Source organism: Paenibacillus sp. 7523-1 (assembly GCF_002276415.1).
Taxonomy (GTDB): domain Bacteria; phylum Bacillota; class Bacilli; order Paenibacillales; family Paenibacillaceae; genus Paenibacillus; species Paenibacillus illinoisensis_A.
In genome coordinates this window covers 1-14092 of sequence record NZ_NPBR01000032.1, presented here as the reverse complement: position 1 = coordinate 14092, position 14092 = coordinate 1, and the positions used below count along the sequence as shown (strand labels likewise).

The window sequence follows — 14092 nt, the reverse complement described above, 5'->3', positions numbered from 1 at the left end:
GACGCGGAATGACGAGACAGGAAAAAGGGCTGTGGACGGCTGTAATTGTCCTGACGCTCGGCATGCTTGTGATGGGGACGGTAATGGTGGTTCAGGGTATGAGATCAGGTCGGGATGATGCAGATGCACCTCATGATACAGGTCAGGAGGAAGGAAGCGCCATTGCCACAATTAACGGAGAGGTCATTACGGACAAGGAATGGACCGATGCGCTGAAACGGCGTTATGGCAGTGATATGCTCCTTCAGATGCTGAACCGCAAAGCGGTTTATGCGGAGGCTGTTGATCGGGATCTGACAGTCACTCCGGAGGAAATAGCGAAGGAACTGTCTGTTGCGATGGATGGCTATGATTCGGAGCAGGCATACTTTGACGAGATGAAGTCCCAGCTTGGCCTGACGAGACAAGAGCTTGAGCTGGAAGCTGGCTATCGGCTTTTATTGGAGAAAATCGCTACGAGCGGCATTCAGGTCAAGGATGCAGACATTGAGCATTATTGGGACGAGCATCGCGAGGACTTCATCTCTCCCGAGAAATACGATCTGTCCATGATTATGGTGGAAGATGAAGAGCAAGCCGATTCGTTACTGGATGATTTGGAGCAGGGTGCAGACTTCGAAGATATGGCAAAGGCAGAATCAACAGACAGCTTCACCCGTGACGCTGGAGGGCGGCTTGGCTGGATTGAACAGAATGATCCGTTTCAGCCGGAAGACGTCATGAACCTGGCTGAACAATTGGATGTTGGTGATATTGCTGGGCCAGTACAGGTCGAGGATGGATATGCCATTATCAAATTAAACGATAAGCAGGATGCCCAGGTTCAATCCGCAGAAGAGGTACGTGAAGATATCCGGATGCAGCTGGCTCTGAGCCAGGCTGATCCACTTCCCCAGGTGGAAGAGAGGCTGCGCAACAAATATGAAGCCGTGATTATCGCCGAAATTCCTGCTTCCTGATTTTCACTGATCGGTGGATAGTTATTTGGGATGCTGCACCGTGATAAAAAATACTCTGTCTACAGGCTTAGGGCCCAGGACAGAGTATTTTTTTGAGTACTCATATTGACAATGGCGTGCAACGTTGATAAGATAAAAATAATAAATACCTACTCGTTTACTCGGATTAAAAGCAATGTTTAACCCTAAGAAACCTTCGGAAACCTCAGATCCATTCCATGGATATGCATTTGGGCCAGATGGAGTAAAGGATTTCCGCAGTTCTTCTATAACATCAAGAGGCTGCTCCGGCCGCGCAATATAAGCAACAGGACTTAAGTATTATTCATCCCACTAAGGAGGGCATTCATATGGCTAAAGTTGTTAATAACGTAACAGAACTCATCGGAGGTACTCCGCTTGTTCGTCTCAACCGTATCGTACCTGAAGGCAGTGCTGAAGTATTCGTGAAACTTGAGTATCAGAATCCAGGTTCGAGCGTTAAGGACCGTATTGCGATCAGCATCGTAGAAGAAGCGGAAAAAGAAGGCAAGCTGAAACCAGGTGATACCATCATTGAAGCAACTAGCGGTAACACAGGAATTGGTCTTGCAATGGTAGCTGCAGCCAAAGGCTACAAGTCTGTCATTGTTATGCCTGAAACGATGAGCTTGGAGCGTCGTAACTTGCTTCGTGCCTATGGTTCTGAGCTGGTGCTCACGCCAGGATCCGAGGGAATGAACGGTGCTGTCAAAAAAGCAGAAGAATTGCTTAAGGAAAACCCAACATACTTCATGGCTGAGCAATTTAAGAATAAAGCAAACGTAAAAATCCACCGTGAAACAACAGGTCCGGAGATCGTTGAAGCGATTCAATCTGTTGGTGGTACATTGGATGCCTTTGTTGCAGGGATTGGTACAGGCGGAACAATTACAGGTACAGGCGAAGTATTGAAAGAAGCCTTCCCTTCGATCAAAATCGTCGCTGTAGAGCCAGCCGCGTCTCCAATTTTGGCAGGCGGCAAGCCGGGTCCTCACAAAATTCAAGGAATCGGTGCGAACTTCATTCCTGAGATTTTGGATCAGGAAATCTATGACGAGATCATTCACATTGAGAATGATGATGCGTTCGAAACGGCTCGTCAAGTTGCGAAGGAAGAGGGCATTCTGTCCGGTATTTCTTCCGGTGCAGCGATTCGTGCAGGTCTGCAAGTAGCCAAACAGCTGGGTGCAGGCAAACGTGTTGTTGTTATCGTGCCAAGTAACGGAGAGCGTTACCTCAGCACACCACTATACAACTTCGAAGCTTAGGTGTAAGCATAATGATATCAATCCTCCGTACCCACATGCTGGGTATGGGGGATTTTTTGCTGAATGCTTTTAAAAGATGCGGTGCTTTAGTATACTATCAGACAATAGAACTAGCGACAGATGGAGGGCGGCTAACCGCAAATGACACACCTGATGACAACATACGCCGACTGGACAGAGTGGGCCAGACAAGGATGGACCATGATGCCGTACATGATCAAGTCGGATGAGGGACCGGTTCATGGCGGTTTACCGTTAACATGGGAAGCAGCTTGGCAGCAAGCATCGCCCTATTCCATGGTGCTGGAGAACGGGAAGGGCGGAAGATATACATTTCTGGGATTGCACCCGGTATCCGTTATTTCAGGCAAGGGACATGAAGCGGTCATCTATGATCTGAAAAAAGGATTGACGTCCACAGATACGGGTAAACCGCTGGATGTGTTAAAAAGGTGGTCAGCTCCGTACACTGCCCCTAAAGTGAGTGAGGCTCCTGATTTTGGTGGGGGGAGTGCAGGTTACCTCAGCTATGACGTAGCCAGATCACTGGAGAAGCTGCCAACGCTCGCTGAAGACAATCCCGCTTTGCCTGACTACTGGTGGATGCGTTTTGAAGAGCTTTGGGCATATGATCATGAACAAGAGGCACTGTACTGCATGGTCCATCTGCCGCTAAGAGCTGAATCGGACGAGGCACACCTTCAAGTCTTGTATGCAGAAGCTGAAGAGCGAGCTGAAGCCATGCGGCAGCGATGGCTGCACATTGTGGGCTATGCTCAGGCAGAGGAGCAGCAGCAAGCATTGGAGCATCGCAGCAGGCACATGCAGCAGGCGCAGAAGCAGGAAGAGGCGGACAGGGAAACGGAAGGATGGCAGACATCATTTCCCCAACAGGATTTCGAACAGGCTGTACGCACCGTACAGGAATATATCCGGCAGGGTGATGTGTTCCAAGTGAACCTTTCGCTGCGGCAGGAAAAGCAACTCCAGTCCACTGCCGAGCATATATACGAATGGCTGCGTCTTGTGAACCCATCGCCGTATATGGGAATGCTTCGCAGTCCAGACTTTCAACTGGTGAGTGGTTCACCGGAGCTTCTTGTCAAAGTGGATAACGGCAAGGTAAGTGCACGCCCGATTGCGGGCACCCGGAGAAGAGGTCGTGACGCAGCCGAGGATGAAGCCATGGCCGCTGAGCTGTTGAACAGTGAGAAGGAACGGGCAGAGCATATTATGCTGGTTGATCTGGAGCGCAATGATATTGGGCGCATTGCAGCCTATGGATCAGTTCATGTACCCGAACTGATGACCATCGAGAAGTATTCGCATGTTATGCATCTGGTTTCCCAAGTCGAGGGGAGACTTGCCGATGGTCTATCCGTTTTCAATGTCATTGCAGCCACCTTCCCTGGTGGAACGATTACCGGGGCTCCCAAAGTAAGGACCATGGAAATTATTGAGGAACTTGAGCCTGTGCGGAGAGGTCCCTATACAGGATCGATCGGGTGGATGGACTACAGTGGGAATATGGAGCTGAACATCGTCATCCGAACGCTTGCCATCAAGGATGGAGTCGGCTATGTTCAAGCGGGCGCAGGCATTGTTATTGACTCTGATCCGTATCGGGAATACAAGGAGTGCCGGAATAAGGCAAGAGCCATGATGAGGGCCGTGAACTACAGTGAGCAAGCGGAAGCAGTCAAACTATACTAATTGAAGCAACCGTCATTACATGACGGAAGAAGAGGAGGAACAAGAATATGATACTGGTTATAGACAATTACGACTCCTTCACATATAACCTGGTTCAATATCTGGGTGAGCTGGGAGAGACGGTGGAGGTTCGCCGGAATGATGAGATTGACTTGGCAGGCATTGAGGCATTGGCACCTGATCATATTTTGATCTCTCCTGGACCTTGTACTCCGAATGAAGCAGGCATCAGTCTGGCTGTCATCGATCATTTCAAGGGTAGTATTCCGATCTTTGGCGTTTGCCTGGGACACCAAGCCATTGGACAGGCTTTTGGAGGCAGCGTTATTCGTGCAGATCGCATGATGCATGGCAAAACCTCGGAAATGCATCATCATGGAACGTCTGTTTTTGCCGGACTGCCTTCCCCTTTTACGGCAACCCGCTATCACTCCCTTATTGTAGAGCGCAGCAGTTTGCCGGATTGCCTGGAGATCACAGCCGAGACGGCAGAAGGTGAAATTATGGGATTGCGCCATAAGGAGTTTGCCATTGAGGGTGTGCAGTTCCATCCTGAATCGATCATTACAGATCATGGGCATCAGATGCTGCGTAACTTTCTTTCCCAGAAGGTGAAGGTATAGGAATGCAGTACGCCGCGATAAACGGAAATGTGGTTCATATGGCGGCAGCCGTGGTTCCGGCAACGGATCACGGCTTTTTGTACGGACTGGGCTTGTTCGAGACTTTTCGGACTTATCAAGGCGTCCCCTTCTTGCTGGAACGCCATCTGGAACGAATGGCCGCAGGTTGTGCGGAGCTTGGAATCCCATTTACTACGACAGTAGAGGAACTGAAGGAATGGATCGATCGTCTGCTGCAGGCAAACGCGCTTCGAGATGCGTACGTACGATACACGGTTTCAGCAGGTGAAGCAGCGCTAGGATTGCCCTCGGGGGATTATGATCGACCCAATCATATTGTATTTGCAAAAGCATTACCTGAGCCCTCTCCATCCTTATACGAGAAGGGCAGAATGCTTCAGTGCTTATCGACGGTTCGCAACACACCTGAAGGCAATATACGCTTCAAATCACTGCACTACATGAACAGCATCCTGGCCAAACGGGAATTGAATGGATACGGTAAGCCTGCTCAAGGGGCGGAAGGCCTGCAGCTGACCCGGGAAGGTCATGTGGCTGAAGGCATTGTCAGCAATGTATTCTGGGTGAGGCAGGGTGTTCTCCATACACCATCTATCGAGACGGGGATATTACCAGGCATCACTCGAGCAGCAGTTCTGGAACTTGCAGCTGATATGGGATTAGCCAGCGCCGAGGGCTTGTATACCTGGAATGAGCTGCAGGAAGCAGATGAGATATTCCTGACAGGCTCGGTAGCAGAGCTTGTGCCGGTTACGACTTTACGAGGACAGAACGGAAACGAAACGATAATCAGTAACGGACATATCGGCCCGGTTACAGCAGCACTTCTGGGTATGTACCGTCAGAAAGCGGGGTATACTTCATGACACTCACACCAGTCATTTACGAACGGGACTATTCATGGGGGCCAGCTGAACTTAAGCTTGGCACACGGACACAGATCATGGGCATCCTTAATGTTACGCCGGATTCCTTCTCCGATGGAGGACGCTATAATCAGGTAGATCTGGCAGTTGCCCATGCGATACAGATGATGGAGGATGGAGCAGATCTGATTGATATCGGAGGCGAATCCACACGCCCGGGGTCGGAGACCGTCAGTGCCGAGGAAGAGCTCAGTCGAATCATACCTGTGATCGAAGCATTGCAGCTCCAGGCTCCGCATATTCCGATATCCGTAGATACCTATAAGGCGGAAGTTGCACGGAAGGCTATCCTAGCCGGTGCTCACATTATTAACGATGTATGGGGAGCCAAGGCAGACCCGGATATGGCCCGCACGGCTGCGGATCTGGGATGTCCAATCATTTTGATGCACAATAGACCCGAGCGGGATTACACAAGTTATCTCGATGATGTGGTTCAAGATCTGCAGGAAAGCATTCAAATTGCCTTGGATGCCGGAGTGCATCCGGATCAGATTATTCTCGACCCGGGTATTGGCTTCGTGAAGGATCTGACCGAGAATCTGACGCTGATGTCTTCTCTTGGACTTCTTAACGAGATGGGGTATCCGGTTCTGCTGGCTACTTCACGCAAGCGATTCATTCAGAACACCCTTCAAGTGCAGGCGAATGACGCAATAGAAGGGACGGCAGCAACAGTTGCATTTGGCATCGCCCAAGGCTGCCAGATGGTCCGGGTTCATGATGTGAAGCCGATCCGGCGGACGGCGGACATGTGTGATGCCATGTTGTATGCCTCTCCGGGTCTACGGAGGAAATAACCTGGCGGGTCCGATTGACCCGCTCTAGAAGCGTAGCGTTTTACACGAGGTAACGAACGAGTAGTAACACACAATCTCAATTATATAGAAGGCGGGCGAATCCTATGGATAGAATGGTACTGCATCGGATGGAATATTACGGATATCATGGTGTTTTTGCAGAAGAGCGGAAGCTCGGACAGCGCTACTACATAGATCTCGAATTGGATATGGATCTTGGGGAAGCTGGGCGTACAGATGATCTGACCAAGACCGTTAATTACGCCGAAATTCATGAACTTGTGAAACATATTGTGGAAAACAAATCATTCCAGTTAATTGAAGCTTTGGGCGAACATATTGCATCTTCGTTACTGGACACTTATACTATTATCAATGCTTTGACAGTTAAGGTGACGAAGCCGCATCCACCGTTTGATATTCATTTTGAGGGCGTAACGGTAGAGCTTCGCCGCACAAGAAAGTGAGAACCGATCATGACTGCACATTCGACCTCTGAATATTCAGAGGCTTATATTGCTTTAGGGGCCAATTTAGGTGACCGGGAACAGACGCTGCTTGAAGCGCTGACGTTACTCGATGCACATCCTGATATAGAAGTCCTTCGTTGTTCATCGCTATATCAGACAGAGCCTGTAGGTTATGTGGATCAGCCCTCGTTTCTGAATATGGCTGCTGCAGTACAGACGCGTCTTACTCCCGAGCAGCTCCTGACCGAATTGCTGGAAGTCGAGAATCGGCTTGGACGAGTCCGCGATATTCGCTGGGGTCCTCGAACAGTAGATCTCGATTTGCTCTGGATGAATGGGCAGAGTCGGGATACCGAATTGCTTCAATTACCACATCCGCGGATGGGCGAACGGGCATTTGTGCTTGTTCCATTGTCAGATATCGTACCTGAAGGCGAGCCTTCAGGCTTGTATACCTATGTACACTCATCGTTGTCTGTACTGGATGGAAAGGATGGAATACAGCTTTGGAAAACGTGCAACTGGCGAGCCGCATCCGGGCCTTTCGGAAGCTGAAAGGTTTAACGCAACAGGAACTTGCAGCTGGTACTGGCATATCGCTTGCGATTCTGGGAACGATTGAACGGGGGAACCGCAAGGTATCCGAACAAGAGCTGGAACGCATTGCGAGCGTGCTGAACATCAGCGTTGAAGAAATGCAGGGTAAGTAAGGTTCATTCACTATAGTCACTCATGAGTATATAACGTGTTTTATGAAGACACATATCGTTAATCGTTGATTGTATATAGCACAACATGACCGGGACTCTTGTAAGAATCTGCGGTATTCAGAAGGAGAGAAACACAGAAATGCTGAAAATCGGTGGCATTGAAATGAAAAATCAGGTCGTACTTGCGCCGATGGCTGGCGTGTGTAATCCGGCTTTTCGCCTGATTGCAAAAGAATTCGGAACAGGGCTTGTATGTGCGGAAATGGTAAGTGGCAAAGCCATCGTGCATGGCAACAAACGTACACGTGAGATGCTGTTTGTAGATGAGCGGGAGAAACCGCTGAGCCTGCAGATTTTTGGTGGAGACCGTGAAGCGCTTGTAGAAGCAGCCAAGATTGTAGACAAAGAAACCAACGCAGATATCATCGACATCAACATGGGATGCCCTGTGCCAAAAGTAACGAACTGTGATGCAGGAGCGCGCTGGTTGCTTGATCCGAACAAAATCTATGATATGGTATCCGCTGTAGTGGACGCAGTCGAGAAGCCTGTGACCGTCAAGATGCGTATCGGCTGGGATAACGAGCACATTTTCGTCGTTGAAAATGCACTCGCGGTAGAACGTGCTGGAGGTCAGGCTGTAAGTGTGCATGGCCGTACACGTGAGCAGCTCTATACAGGAACGGCTGACTGGTCCCATATCAAAAATGTAAAAGAAGCAGTCTCCATCCCGGTGATCGGGAACGGAGATGTATCTTCACCGGAAGATGCACGTCGCATGCTGGACGAAACGGGCTGTGATGGGGTCATGATCGGCCGAGCTGCACTGGGTAATCCATGGATGCTGTATCGTACTATTCAATACCTGAGTTCCGGGGAATTGCTTCCTGATCCGGGTGCAGAAGAGAAAATCCGTGTTGCCATTCTCCATATGGACCGTCTGATTGCTTTGAAGAATGAGGCCGTAGCGGTTAAGGAGATGCGTAAACATCTGGCTTGGTACCTGAAAGGATTGAAAGGCTCTGCGCGCATCAAGGACGTGATTATGGAAGGAACCAAACGTGATCAGATGGTACAGATTCTGGAGAACTTTGTAGGCCAGATTCAAAATGAAGAGTACGTTGATGCGGAATCAGCGGTAGCCGAAAATGCATCCTGATCCTGTCCTGTAAAACGTTTACAAATATAAGGGGCGTAACATTGACTTTTCGAGATCGTTCCCCTATAATTTCACAGTATAAATTCGCCATGTGTGTTATAAGGCTAGTGCATCAGGAGGAACGTTCTGTTTCTCTGGAGAACTTCATATAGTTTTGAAGATATATGCGGTCGGAGCTCTGTATTCAGCATTGGTTCCGTTCCCGTGCAATCAAATTATTCCCATGACAGGAGAATCGGTTGAGATGAGCGATAAGGAAGTTATCCTTACACAAGAGGGACTCAAGAAGCTGGAAGAAGAACTGGAAACACTGAAATCGGTTAAGCGCCGCGAAGTGGCTGAACGGATCAAAGTAGCCATCGGGTATGGCGATATCAGTGAAAACTCCGAATACGAAGACGCGAAGAATGAGCAAGCCTTCATTGAAGGTCGTATCATCACTCTGGAGAAAATGCTCCGGAATGCGCGGATCATCAACAGCGATGAAATCGATACCGATGCGGTAAGCGTAGGTGCAACCGTAACTGTAGAAGATCTGGAATTCGGAGACATTACAGAGTACACAATTGTAGGTACCGCGGAATCCAATCCGCTTCAGAACAAAATATCGAACGAAAGCCCTGTTGGAAAAGCCATTTTGGGTAAGAAAAAAGGCACCGTTGTTGACGTAAGCGTACCAGCTGGCGTAATTCAATATAAAATTGTAGATATTAAGAAGCAATAGTTAGTATTGTAATGAAGCAGTCGGGCACGGAGACAAAAGCTTCCTTAGGGAAGCTTTTTTCAACATTTGAGGAAGAACACATCTGAGGATGTCTGCAATGTAAATAAGGAGATGAATATAGATCATGACGGATGAAGTCTTGAATCAGGAAACCGAACTCAGCGAGCTTTTGCAAATTCGCCGCGACAAATTGGACGAGCTCCGCAAATTGGGAATCGACCCTTTTGGCCAAAAATACGTACGTACCGAAGAAGCCGGTTCTATTCTGAAGAAGTATGAAACACTGACCAAGGAAGAGCTGGAAGAGAAGCAGATCGAAGTCAGTATTGCCGGACGGATTATGGCGAAGCGGGGAATGGGTAAGGCAAGCTTTGCGCATATTCAGGACCTGAGCGGCAGAATCCAGATCTATGTTCGTCAGGATACGGTAGCTGAGGACAAGTTTGCGGCTTTCAGTCTGCTGGACCTTGGCGATATCGTTGGAGTTAGCGGTGTAGTCTTCAAGACCAAAACCGGTGAAACGTCGGTTAAAGTAAAAGATTTGGAAGTGCTGTCCAAGTCGCTGTACCCGCTTCCGGATAAATACCATGGTCTCACCGATGTAGAGCTGCGTTATCGTCAGCGCTATGTAGACCTGATCATGAATCCAGAAGTACAACAGACCTTTATTACACGTTCCAAAATCATTCAGTCGATGCGCCGCTACCTGGATTCCCTTGGCTATCTTGAAGTGGAGACTCCTACACTGCACAGCATCGCTGGTGGTGCGGCTGCACGTCCGTTCATTACGCATCATAATGCGCTCGACATGGAGCTGTACATGCGTATTGCGATTGAGCTTCACTTGAAACGTCTGATTGTAGGTGGACTCGAAAAAGTGTATGAAATCGGCCGTGTCTATCGGAATGAAGGGATGTCAACTCGTCACAACCCTGAATTCACGATGATTGAGCTGTATGAGGCTTATGCCGACTATAAAGATATCATGCAATTGACCGAAAATCTGGTTGCTCATATTGCGCAGGAAGTGCTTGGAACACAAGTGATCCAATATGCTGACTACCAAGTAGATCTTACTCCGCAATGGCGCCGTGTAACGATGGTGGATGCGGTTAAGGAAGTCGTTGGTGTGGACTTCTCCGTGCAAATGACAGATGAAGAAGCTCACCAGCTGGCCAAAGAGCACAAGGTTCCAGTTGAGCCGCATATGACGTTTGGCCACATTTTGAATGCATTCTTCGAACAGTTTGTTGAAGAAACACTAATTCAGCCAACGTTTATTATGGGACACCCAGTTGAGATTTCTCCGCTGGCGAAGAAAAGTGATGCAGATCCGCGTTTCACAGACCGCTTCGAGCTATTTATCGTTGGACGTGAGCACGCGAATGCCTTCACCGAGTTGAATGATCCAATTGATCAGCGTCAACGCTTTGAAGCACAACTGCTGGAGAAAGAACACGGAAATGATGAAGCACACGAAATGGATGACGACTTCATTCGTGCACTCGAATACGGAATGCCGCCAACAGGCGGATTGGGTATCGGGATCGATCGTCTGATCATGTTGTTGACCAACTCACCGTCCATTCGTGACGTACTGCTCTTCCCTCACATGCGTCCACGTACGCAAGAATAATAAGGAACGTATTACACGTTCATAATAGAAGAGGAACCTGCCATTCAGTATCATGCTGGGGCAAGTTCCTCTTTAGGTTTACATAGGACGCTTTCCAAGGCTCCTTGGTTCGTTTTGATCTGACTATAGATTGTATTATGTTAAAAGAGGTGCCCTTCATGAAATTCAGGCTTCACATTGCCAAATTTCTGTCACCCCCGCTTATTTTGGTTGGCGGTTTCCTGCTGATTGTCTCTATTGGTACCATTCTGCTGATGCTGCCTATTTCAAACCGAAGCGGTGAGCATCTGGCGTTCATTGATGCGTTATTTACGGCGACTTCAGCAGCATGTGTGACCGGACTGGTCGTTGTGGATGTAGGAACGACGTTTAATCTGTTTGGACAGATTGTCATCATGGTACTCATGCAGCTTGGCGGACTCGGCTTCATGACCATTGCAACGCTGTTTGCACTTGTCCTGGGTAAACGGATATCCCTCAAAGACAGACTGCTTCTGAAAGAGGCCATTAATGCAGACAGCATGGAAGGTATTGTGCGCATTATCCGTAAGGTACTGATTTTTTCCTTTACGATTGAGGGTGTGGCTGCTGTGATCCTGGCTTTGCGCTGGGCAGCCGAAATGCCTCTGGGACAAGCAGCCTACTATGGGATATTTCACTCGGTTTCCCTGTTTAATAACGGTGGATTTGACCTGTTTGGCAACAGCTTTCAGCATTATACCGGGGACCTGTTGTTTAACCTGACTGCATCTGTGCTCGTTATATCTGGTGGACTCGGCTTTGTGGTTCTGAATGACCTGTTTGAGTTTCATAAACGTCGTCGTTTGTCGCTTCAGTCGAAGTTGGTACTTTCCGTGTCTGGTGCGCTGATTGGTATTGGAGCCCTTGTGGTGTTTATCTTTGAATTCACTAATGGACATACACTTGCTTCACTGACCTGGCCTGAGAAAATCTATGCTTCCATCTTCCAGTCTGTGTCTACAAGATCGTCTGGAACAAGCTCGATTGATATAACGGAGATGAGACAGGCGACTCAGTTTTTCTTCATACTGCTCATGTTTATTGGAGCTTCACCGGGTTCAACCGGTGGCGGAATCAAGACAACGACGTTCCTGATTATGATTGGAGCGGTATATGCCATGATCCGCGGCAATAAGGATATTGTGTTTTTCCGTTCTCGTGTTCCCAAAGAACTGCTCATGAGGGCATTGACCATCATTATGGTCTCGTTAATCATCTTCATGATTGTGGTCATGCTCCTGCTTACAACCGAAGATGCACCATTCCTGCCTTTGATGTTTGAAGCAGCTTCCGCAATAGGGACAGTGGGTCTGTCCGTAGGGGTGACTCATGAATTAACGGATATAGGAAAATTGATTATCTGTTTTACGATGTTTGTTGGCCGGATCGGACCATTAACCATTGCGTATGCGCTTCGTCCGCGTAAAGAGAAGAAGTTGTACCGTCATCCGGAAGGACGGATTATTATCGGATAGAGAAAAACCGTCAGACAGCGGTCTACCTCCTGCAATAACAGGAAGTGGACTCGAAACGTCTGGCGGTTTTTTTGTTTTATGGTCATGTCTTCTGTTGTTCAAGCTTTCGTTAAGTCTAGTTGTAATAAAACGGTACAAAGTTTTATTCTTCTGCACGACACAATGCTGCGAGATGTAGAGAAAGAGCATTTTCCATAATTTCATAGGTCATCTGATCGGGTCTGAGTACGGCGTGAATGGACAGTCCGTCCACTAGGGCATAGAGACGCTCTATCTCCAGTTCTTCATTGAGGTTAGCTCGTGAGAGATTAAGTTTAACAATGTACGTGATTACCGTGGCTATGGCTTGTCTGATTTCATCATAAACCTTGTCAGCGAGTGCTTTGAGAGCCGGATCAGTTTTGGACTTGGCTGTAAAAGCAAACCATACCTCCATTTCGGCCATTTTTTCGTCCGTGTTTGGCATGAATTCGAGCAGTAGAAGTTTCATATTCTCTATAGGAGAACCGTTGAACGACATCTGCTTAATTCGGCTTGATACCCTATCGGATACCAAATTCATTGCATATAGGAGTAATTCGGATTGAGTTGAGAAATAGTGACGCATTGAACCGGCAGATATACCCGCTTCTTCGGCAATATTTCGGACAGATGCTTGCTCCATGCCATCTCTGCGTATAATGCGCCAAGCTGCTTCAGCGACAAGGAGTCGCTGTTTGTCATGATCTACTATTTTAGGCATATGTGAATTATAACACTATTGCTTAATATAATACAAACGTGTTAAATTTTATTTAGCACAATTGTGTTATAAAGGGAGGGGTTATGATGATTGCCTATTTTATAATAGGATGTGAAATTGCCTTTTGGATTTTCGTTGCTGCCGGATTATCTGTAAGATACCTGCTAGGTATGAAGCGTCTGGGTGTTGGTTTACTGATGGCGACACCTGTTATCGATTTATTGCTATTAGTGGCTACGGTTATGGATCTGCAAAGAGGGGCTACAGCGAGTATGGTGCATGGCATCGCAGCCATATATATAGGTGTTAGTATTGCTTTTGGCCACCAGATGATTGCGTGGGCAGATCGATACTTTTTATTTTGGTTTAGAGGTGGAGAGAATCCACGCAGCAGGAAAACATACGGAAGCGAACATGCAAGTCAGGAAAGGCATGGATGGTTTCGACATCTGGCTGCCTACATCATAGGGAGTTCCTTCTTATTGATTATGATCTGGTGGATTGGTGATCCTGCCCGTACTGAAGCATTCGTGAACATCGTAAGAGTGTGGGGAGTTATATTGGTCATCGACTTTATAATCAGTTTCAGTTATACCCTATGGCCCAAGAAGATGCCAGCAAAGAAAGTCGAATAGAGAATAAGAGAGTTATTCAGAAATTATATATCAGCAAGTAACAGGCATTTAATTGTTAACACTTTATATAGTCTCCTGAAGCGATTGACCAAATAATCAGCGAACCTAAAGTTTAAACAAAGGGATGTTAATGGGTACGGAATTAGAATATACAATCTTTTTCGAAAAAGTACTTGTATAAAAAATATG

At 47.7% G+C, this 14092-nt stretch carries 15 protein-coding genes; 14 read left to right on the top strand and 1 reads right to left on the bottom strand.

Annotation, left to right across the window (positions count from 1 at the left end; translation table 11 throughout):
- Positions 1-8: 8 nt before the first annotated feature.
- The 13 genes from CHH60_RS28315 to CHH60_RS28255 all read left to right on the top strand — a co-directional run bounded on the left by CHH60_RS28315 (position 9) and on the right by CHH60_RS28255 (position 12526).
- Positions 9-959: a peptidyl-prolyl cis-trans isomerase gene (locus CHH60_RS28315; RefSeq protein WP_095362238.1), complete on the top strand. Its 951-nt coding sequence runs from the start codon at positions 9-11 to the stop codon at positions 957-959.
- A gap of 350 nt (positions 960-1309) precedes the next feature.
- The gene (gene cysK, locus CHH60_RS28310; protein WP_095293377.1) at positions 1310-2248 is read left to right on the top strand and encodes a cysteine synthase A; all 939 of its coding nucleotides are present in this window, start codon (positions 1310-1312) and stop codon (positions 2246-2248) included.
- A 141-nt stretch (positions 2249-2389) separates the two neighbouring features.
- The gene (locus CHH60_RS28305) at positions 2390-3961 is read left to right on the top strand and encodes an anthranilate synthase component I family protein (protein ID WP_095362237.1); all 1572 of its coding nucleotides are present in this window, start codon (positions 2390-2392) and stop codon (positions 3959-3961) included.
- Between the two features lie 47 nt (positions 3962-4008).
- Entirely contained in the window at positions 4009-4584 is a 576-nt protein-coding gene (pabA, locus tag CHH60_RS28300) for an aminodeoxychorismate/anthranilate synthase component II (protein ID WP_095362236.1), read from the top strand.
- Between the two features lie 2 nt (positions 4585-4586).
- Positions 4587-5471: an aminotransferase class IV gene (locus CHH60_RS28295; RefSeq protein ID WP_095362235.1), complete on the top strand. Its 885-nt coding sequence runs from the start codon at positions 4587-4589 to the stop codon at positions 5469-5471.
- A complete protein-coding gene (gene folP, locus CHH60_RS28290) occupies positions 5468-6331 on the top strand; it encodes a dihydropteroate synthase (RefSeq protein WP_095362234.1) in 864 nt (287 codons plus the stop codon). The genes CHH60_RS28295 and folP overlap by 4 nt, the downstream gene beginning before the upstream one ends.
- Positions 6332-6435: 104 nt before the next feature.
- The gene (gene folB / locus CHH60_RS28285) at positions 6436-6798 is read left to right on the top strand and encodes a dihydroneopterin aldolase (protein WP_095362233.1); all 363 of its coding nucleotides are present in this window, start codon (positions 6436-6438) and stop codon (positions 6796-6798) included.
- Between the two features lie 9 nt (positions 6799-6807).
- Positions 6808-7356, top strand: a complete 549-nt coding sequence (folK, locus tag CHH60_RS28280; RefSeq protein WP_095362232.1) for a 2-amino-4-hydroxy-6-hydroxymethyldihydropteridine diphosphokinase — start codon at positions 6808-6810, stop codon at positions 7354-7356.
- Positions 7308-7511 carry a helix-turn-helix domain-containing protein gene (locus CHH60_RS28275; protein ID WP_095293384.1) on the top strand — a complete coding sequence of 68 codons (204 nt, stop codon included), beginning with the start codon at positions 7308-7310 and terminating at the stop codon, positions 7509-7511. Before folK ends, CHH60_RS28275 begins: the two co-directional genes overlap by 49 nt.
- Before the next feature lie 139 nt (positions 7512-7650).
- Positions 7651-8670, top strand: a complete 1020-nt coding sequence (dusB, locus tag CHH60_RS28270; RefSeq protein WP_095362231.1) for a tRNA dihydrouridine synthase DusB — start codon at positions 7651-7653, stop codon at positions 8668-8670.
- 244 nt (positions 8671-8914) lie between these two features.
- A complete protein-coding gene (greA, locus tag CHH60_RS28265) occupies positions 8915-9394 on the top strand; it encodes a transcription elongation factor GreA (protein WP_095293395.1) in 480 nt (159 codons plus the stop codon).
- Positions 9395-9518: 124 nt separating this feature from the next.
- Positions 9519-11030, top strand: coding sequence for a lysine--tRNA ligase (gene lysS, locus CHH60_RS28260; protein WP_095362230.1), 1512 nt, complete (start codon positions 9519-9521; stop codon positions 11028-11030).
- A gap of 158 nt (positions 11031-11188) precedes the next feature.
- Positions 11189-12526 (top strand): TrkH family potassium uptake protein, encoded by a 1338-nt coding sequence (locus CHH60_RS28255; RefSeq protein ID WP_095362229.1) that lies wholly within the window; start codon positions 11189-11191, stop codon positions 12524-12526.
- 142 nt (positions 12527-12668) lie between these two features.
- Here the strand turns inward: CHH60_RS28255 and CHH60_RS28250 are convergent, their stop codons facing one another.
- Positions 12669-13268 (bottom strand): TetR/AcrR family transcriptional regulator, encoded by a 600-nt coding sequence (locus tag CHH60_RS28250; protein ID WP_095362228.1) that lies wholly within the window; start codon positions 13266-13268, stop codon positions 12669-12671.
- A gap of 86 nt (positions 13269-13354) precedes the next feature.
- Between CHH60_RS28250 and CHH60_RS28245 the strand changes: the two genes are divergently transcribed.
- Positions 13355-13903: a 2TM domain-containing protein gene (locus CHH60_RS28245; protein ID WP_095362227.1), complete on the top strand. Its 549-nt coding sequence runs from the start codon at positions 13355-13357 to the stop codon at positions 13901-13903.
- Positions 13904-14092 lie beyond the last annotated feature (189 nt).

Excerpts from the sequence above, each read along its gene's own strand:
- CHH60_RS28315 (WP_095362238.1), top strand. The coding sequence starts at position 9 with ATGACGAGACAGGAAAAAGGGCTGTGGACGGCTGTAATTGTCCTGACG.
- cysK (WP_095293377.1), top strand. The coding sequence starts at position 1,310 with ATGGCTAAAGTTGTTAATAACGTAACAGAACTCATCGGAGGTACTCCG.
- folK (WP_095362232.1), top strand. The coding sequence starts at position 6,808 with ATGACTGCACATTCGACCTCTGAATATTCAGAGGCTTATATTGCTTTA.
- pabA (WP_095362236.1), top strand. The coding sequence starts at position 4,009 with ATGATACTGGTTATAGACAATTACGACTCCTTCACATATAACCTGGTT.
- lysS (WP_095362230.1), top strand. The coding sequence starts at position 9,519 with ATGACGGATGAAGTCTTGAATCAGGAAACCGAACTCAGCGAGCTTTTG.
- greA (WP_095293395.1), top strand. The coding sequence starts at position 8,915 with ATGAGCGATAAGGAAGTTATCCTTACACAAGAGGGACTCAAGAAGCTG.
- CHH60_RS28245 (WP_095362227.1), top strand. The coding sequence starts at position 13,355 with ATGATTGCCTATTTTATAATAGGATGTGAAATTGCCTTTTGGATTTTC.
- CHH60_RS28255 (WP_095362229.1), top strand. The coding sequence starts at position 11,189 with ATGAAATTCAGGCTTCACATTGCCAAATTTCTGTCACCCCCGCTTATT.
- dusB (WP_095362231.1), top strand. The coding sequence starts at position 7,651 with ATGCTGAAAATCGGTGGCATTGAAATGAAAAATCAGGTCGTACTTGCG.
- folP (WP_095362234.1), top strand. The coding sequence starts at position 5,468 with ATGACACTCACACCAGTCATTTACGAACGGGACTATTCATGGGGGCCA.
- CHH60_RS28305 (WP_095362237.1), top strand. The coding sequence starts at position 2,390 with ATGACACACCTGATGACAACATACGCCGACTGGACAGAGTGGGCCAGA.
- CHH60_RS28295 (WP_095362235.1), top strand. The coding sequence starts at position 4,587 with ATGCAGTACGCCGCGATAAACGGAAATGTGGTTCATATGGCGGCAGCC.
- folB (WP_095362233.1), top strand. The coding sequence starts at position 6,436 with ATGGATAGAATGGTACTGCATCGGATGGAATATTACGGATATCATGGT.
- CHH60_RS28250 (WP_095362228.1), bottom strand. The coding sequence starts at position 13,268 with ATGCCTAAAATAGTAGATCATGACAAACAGCGACTCCTTGTCGCTGAA.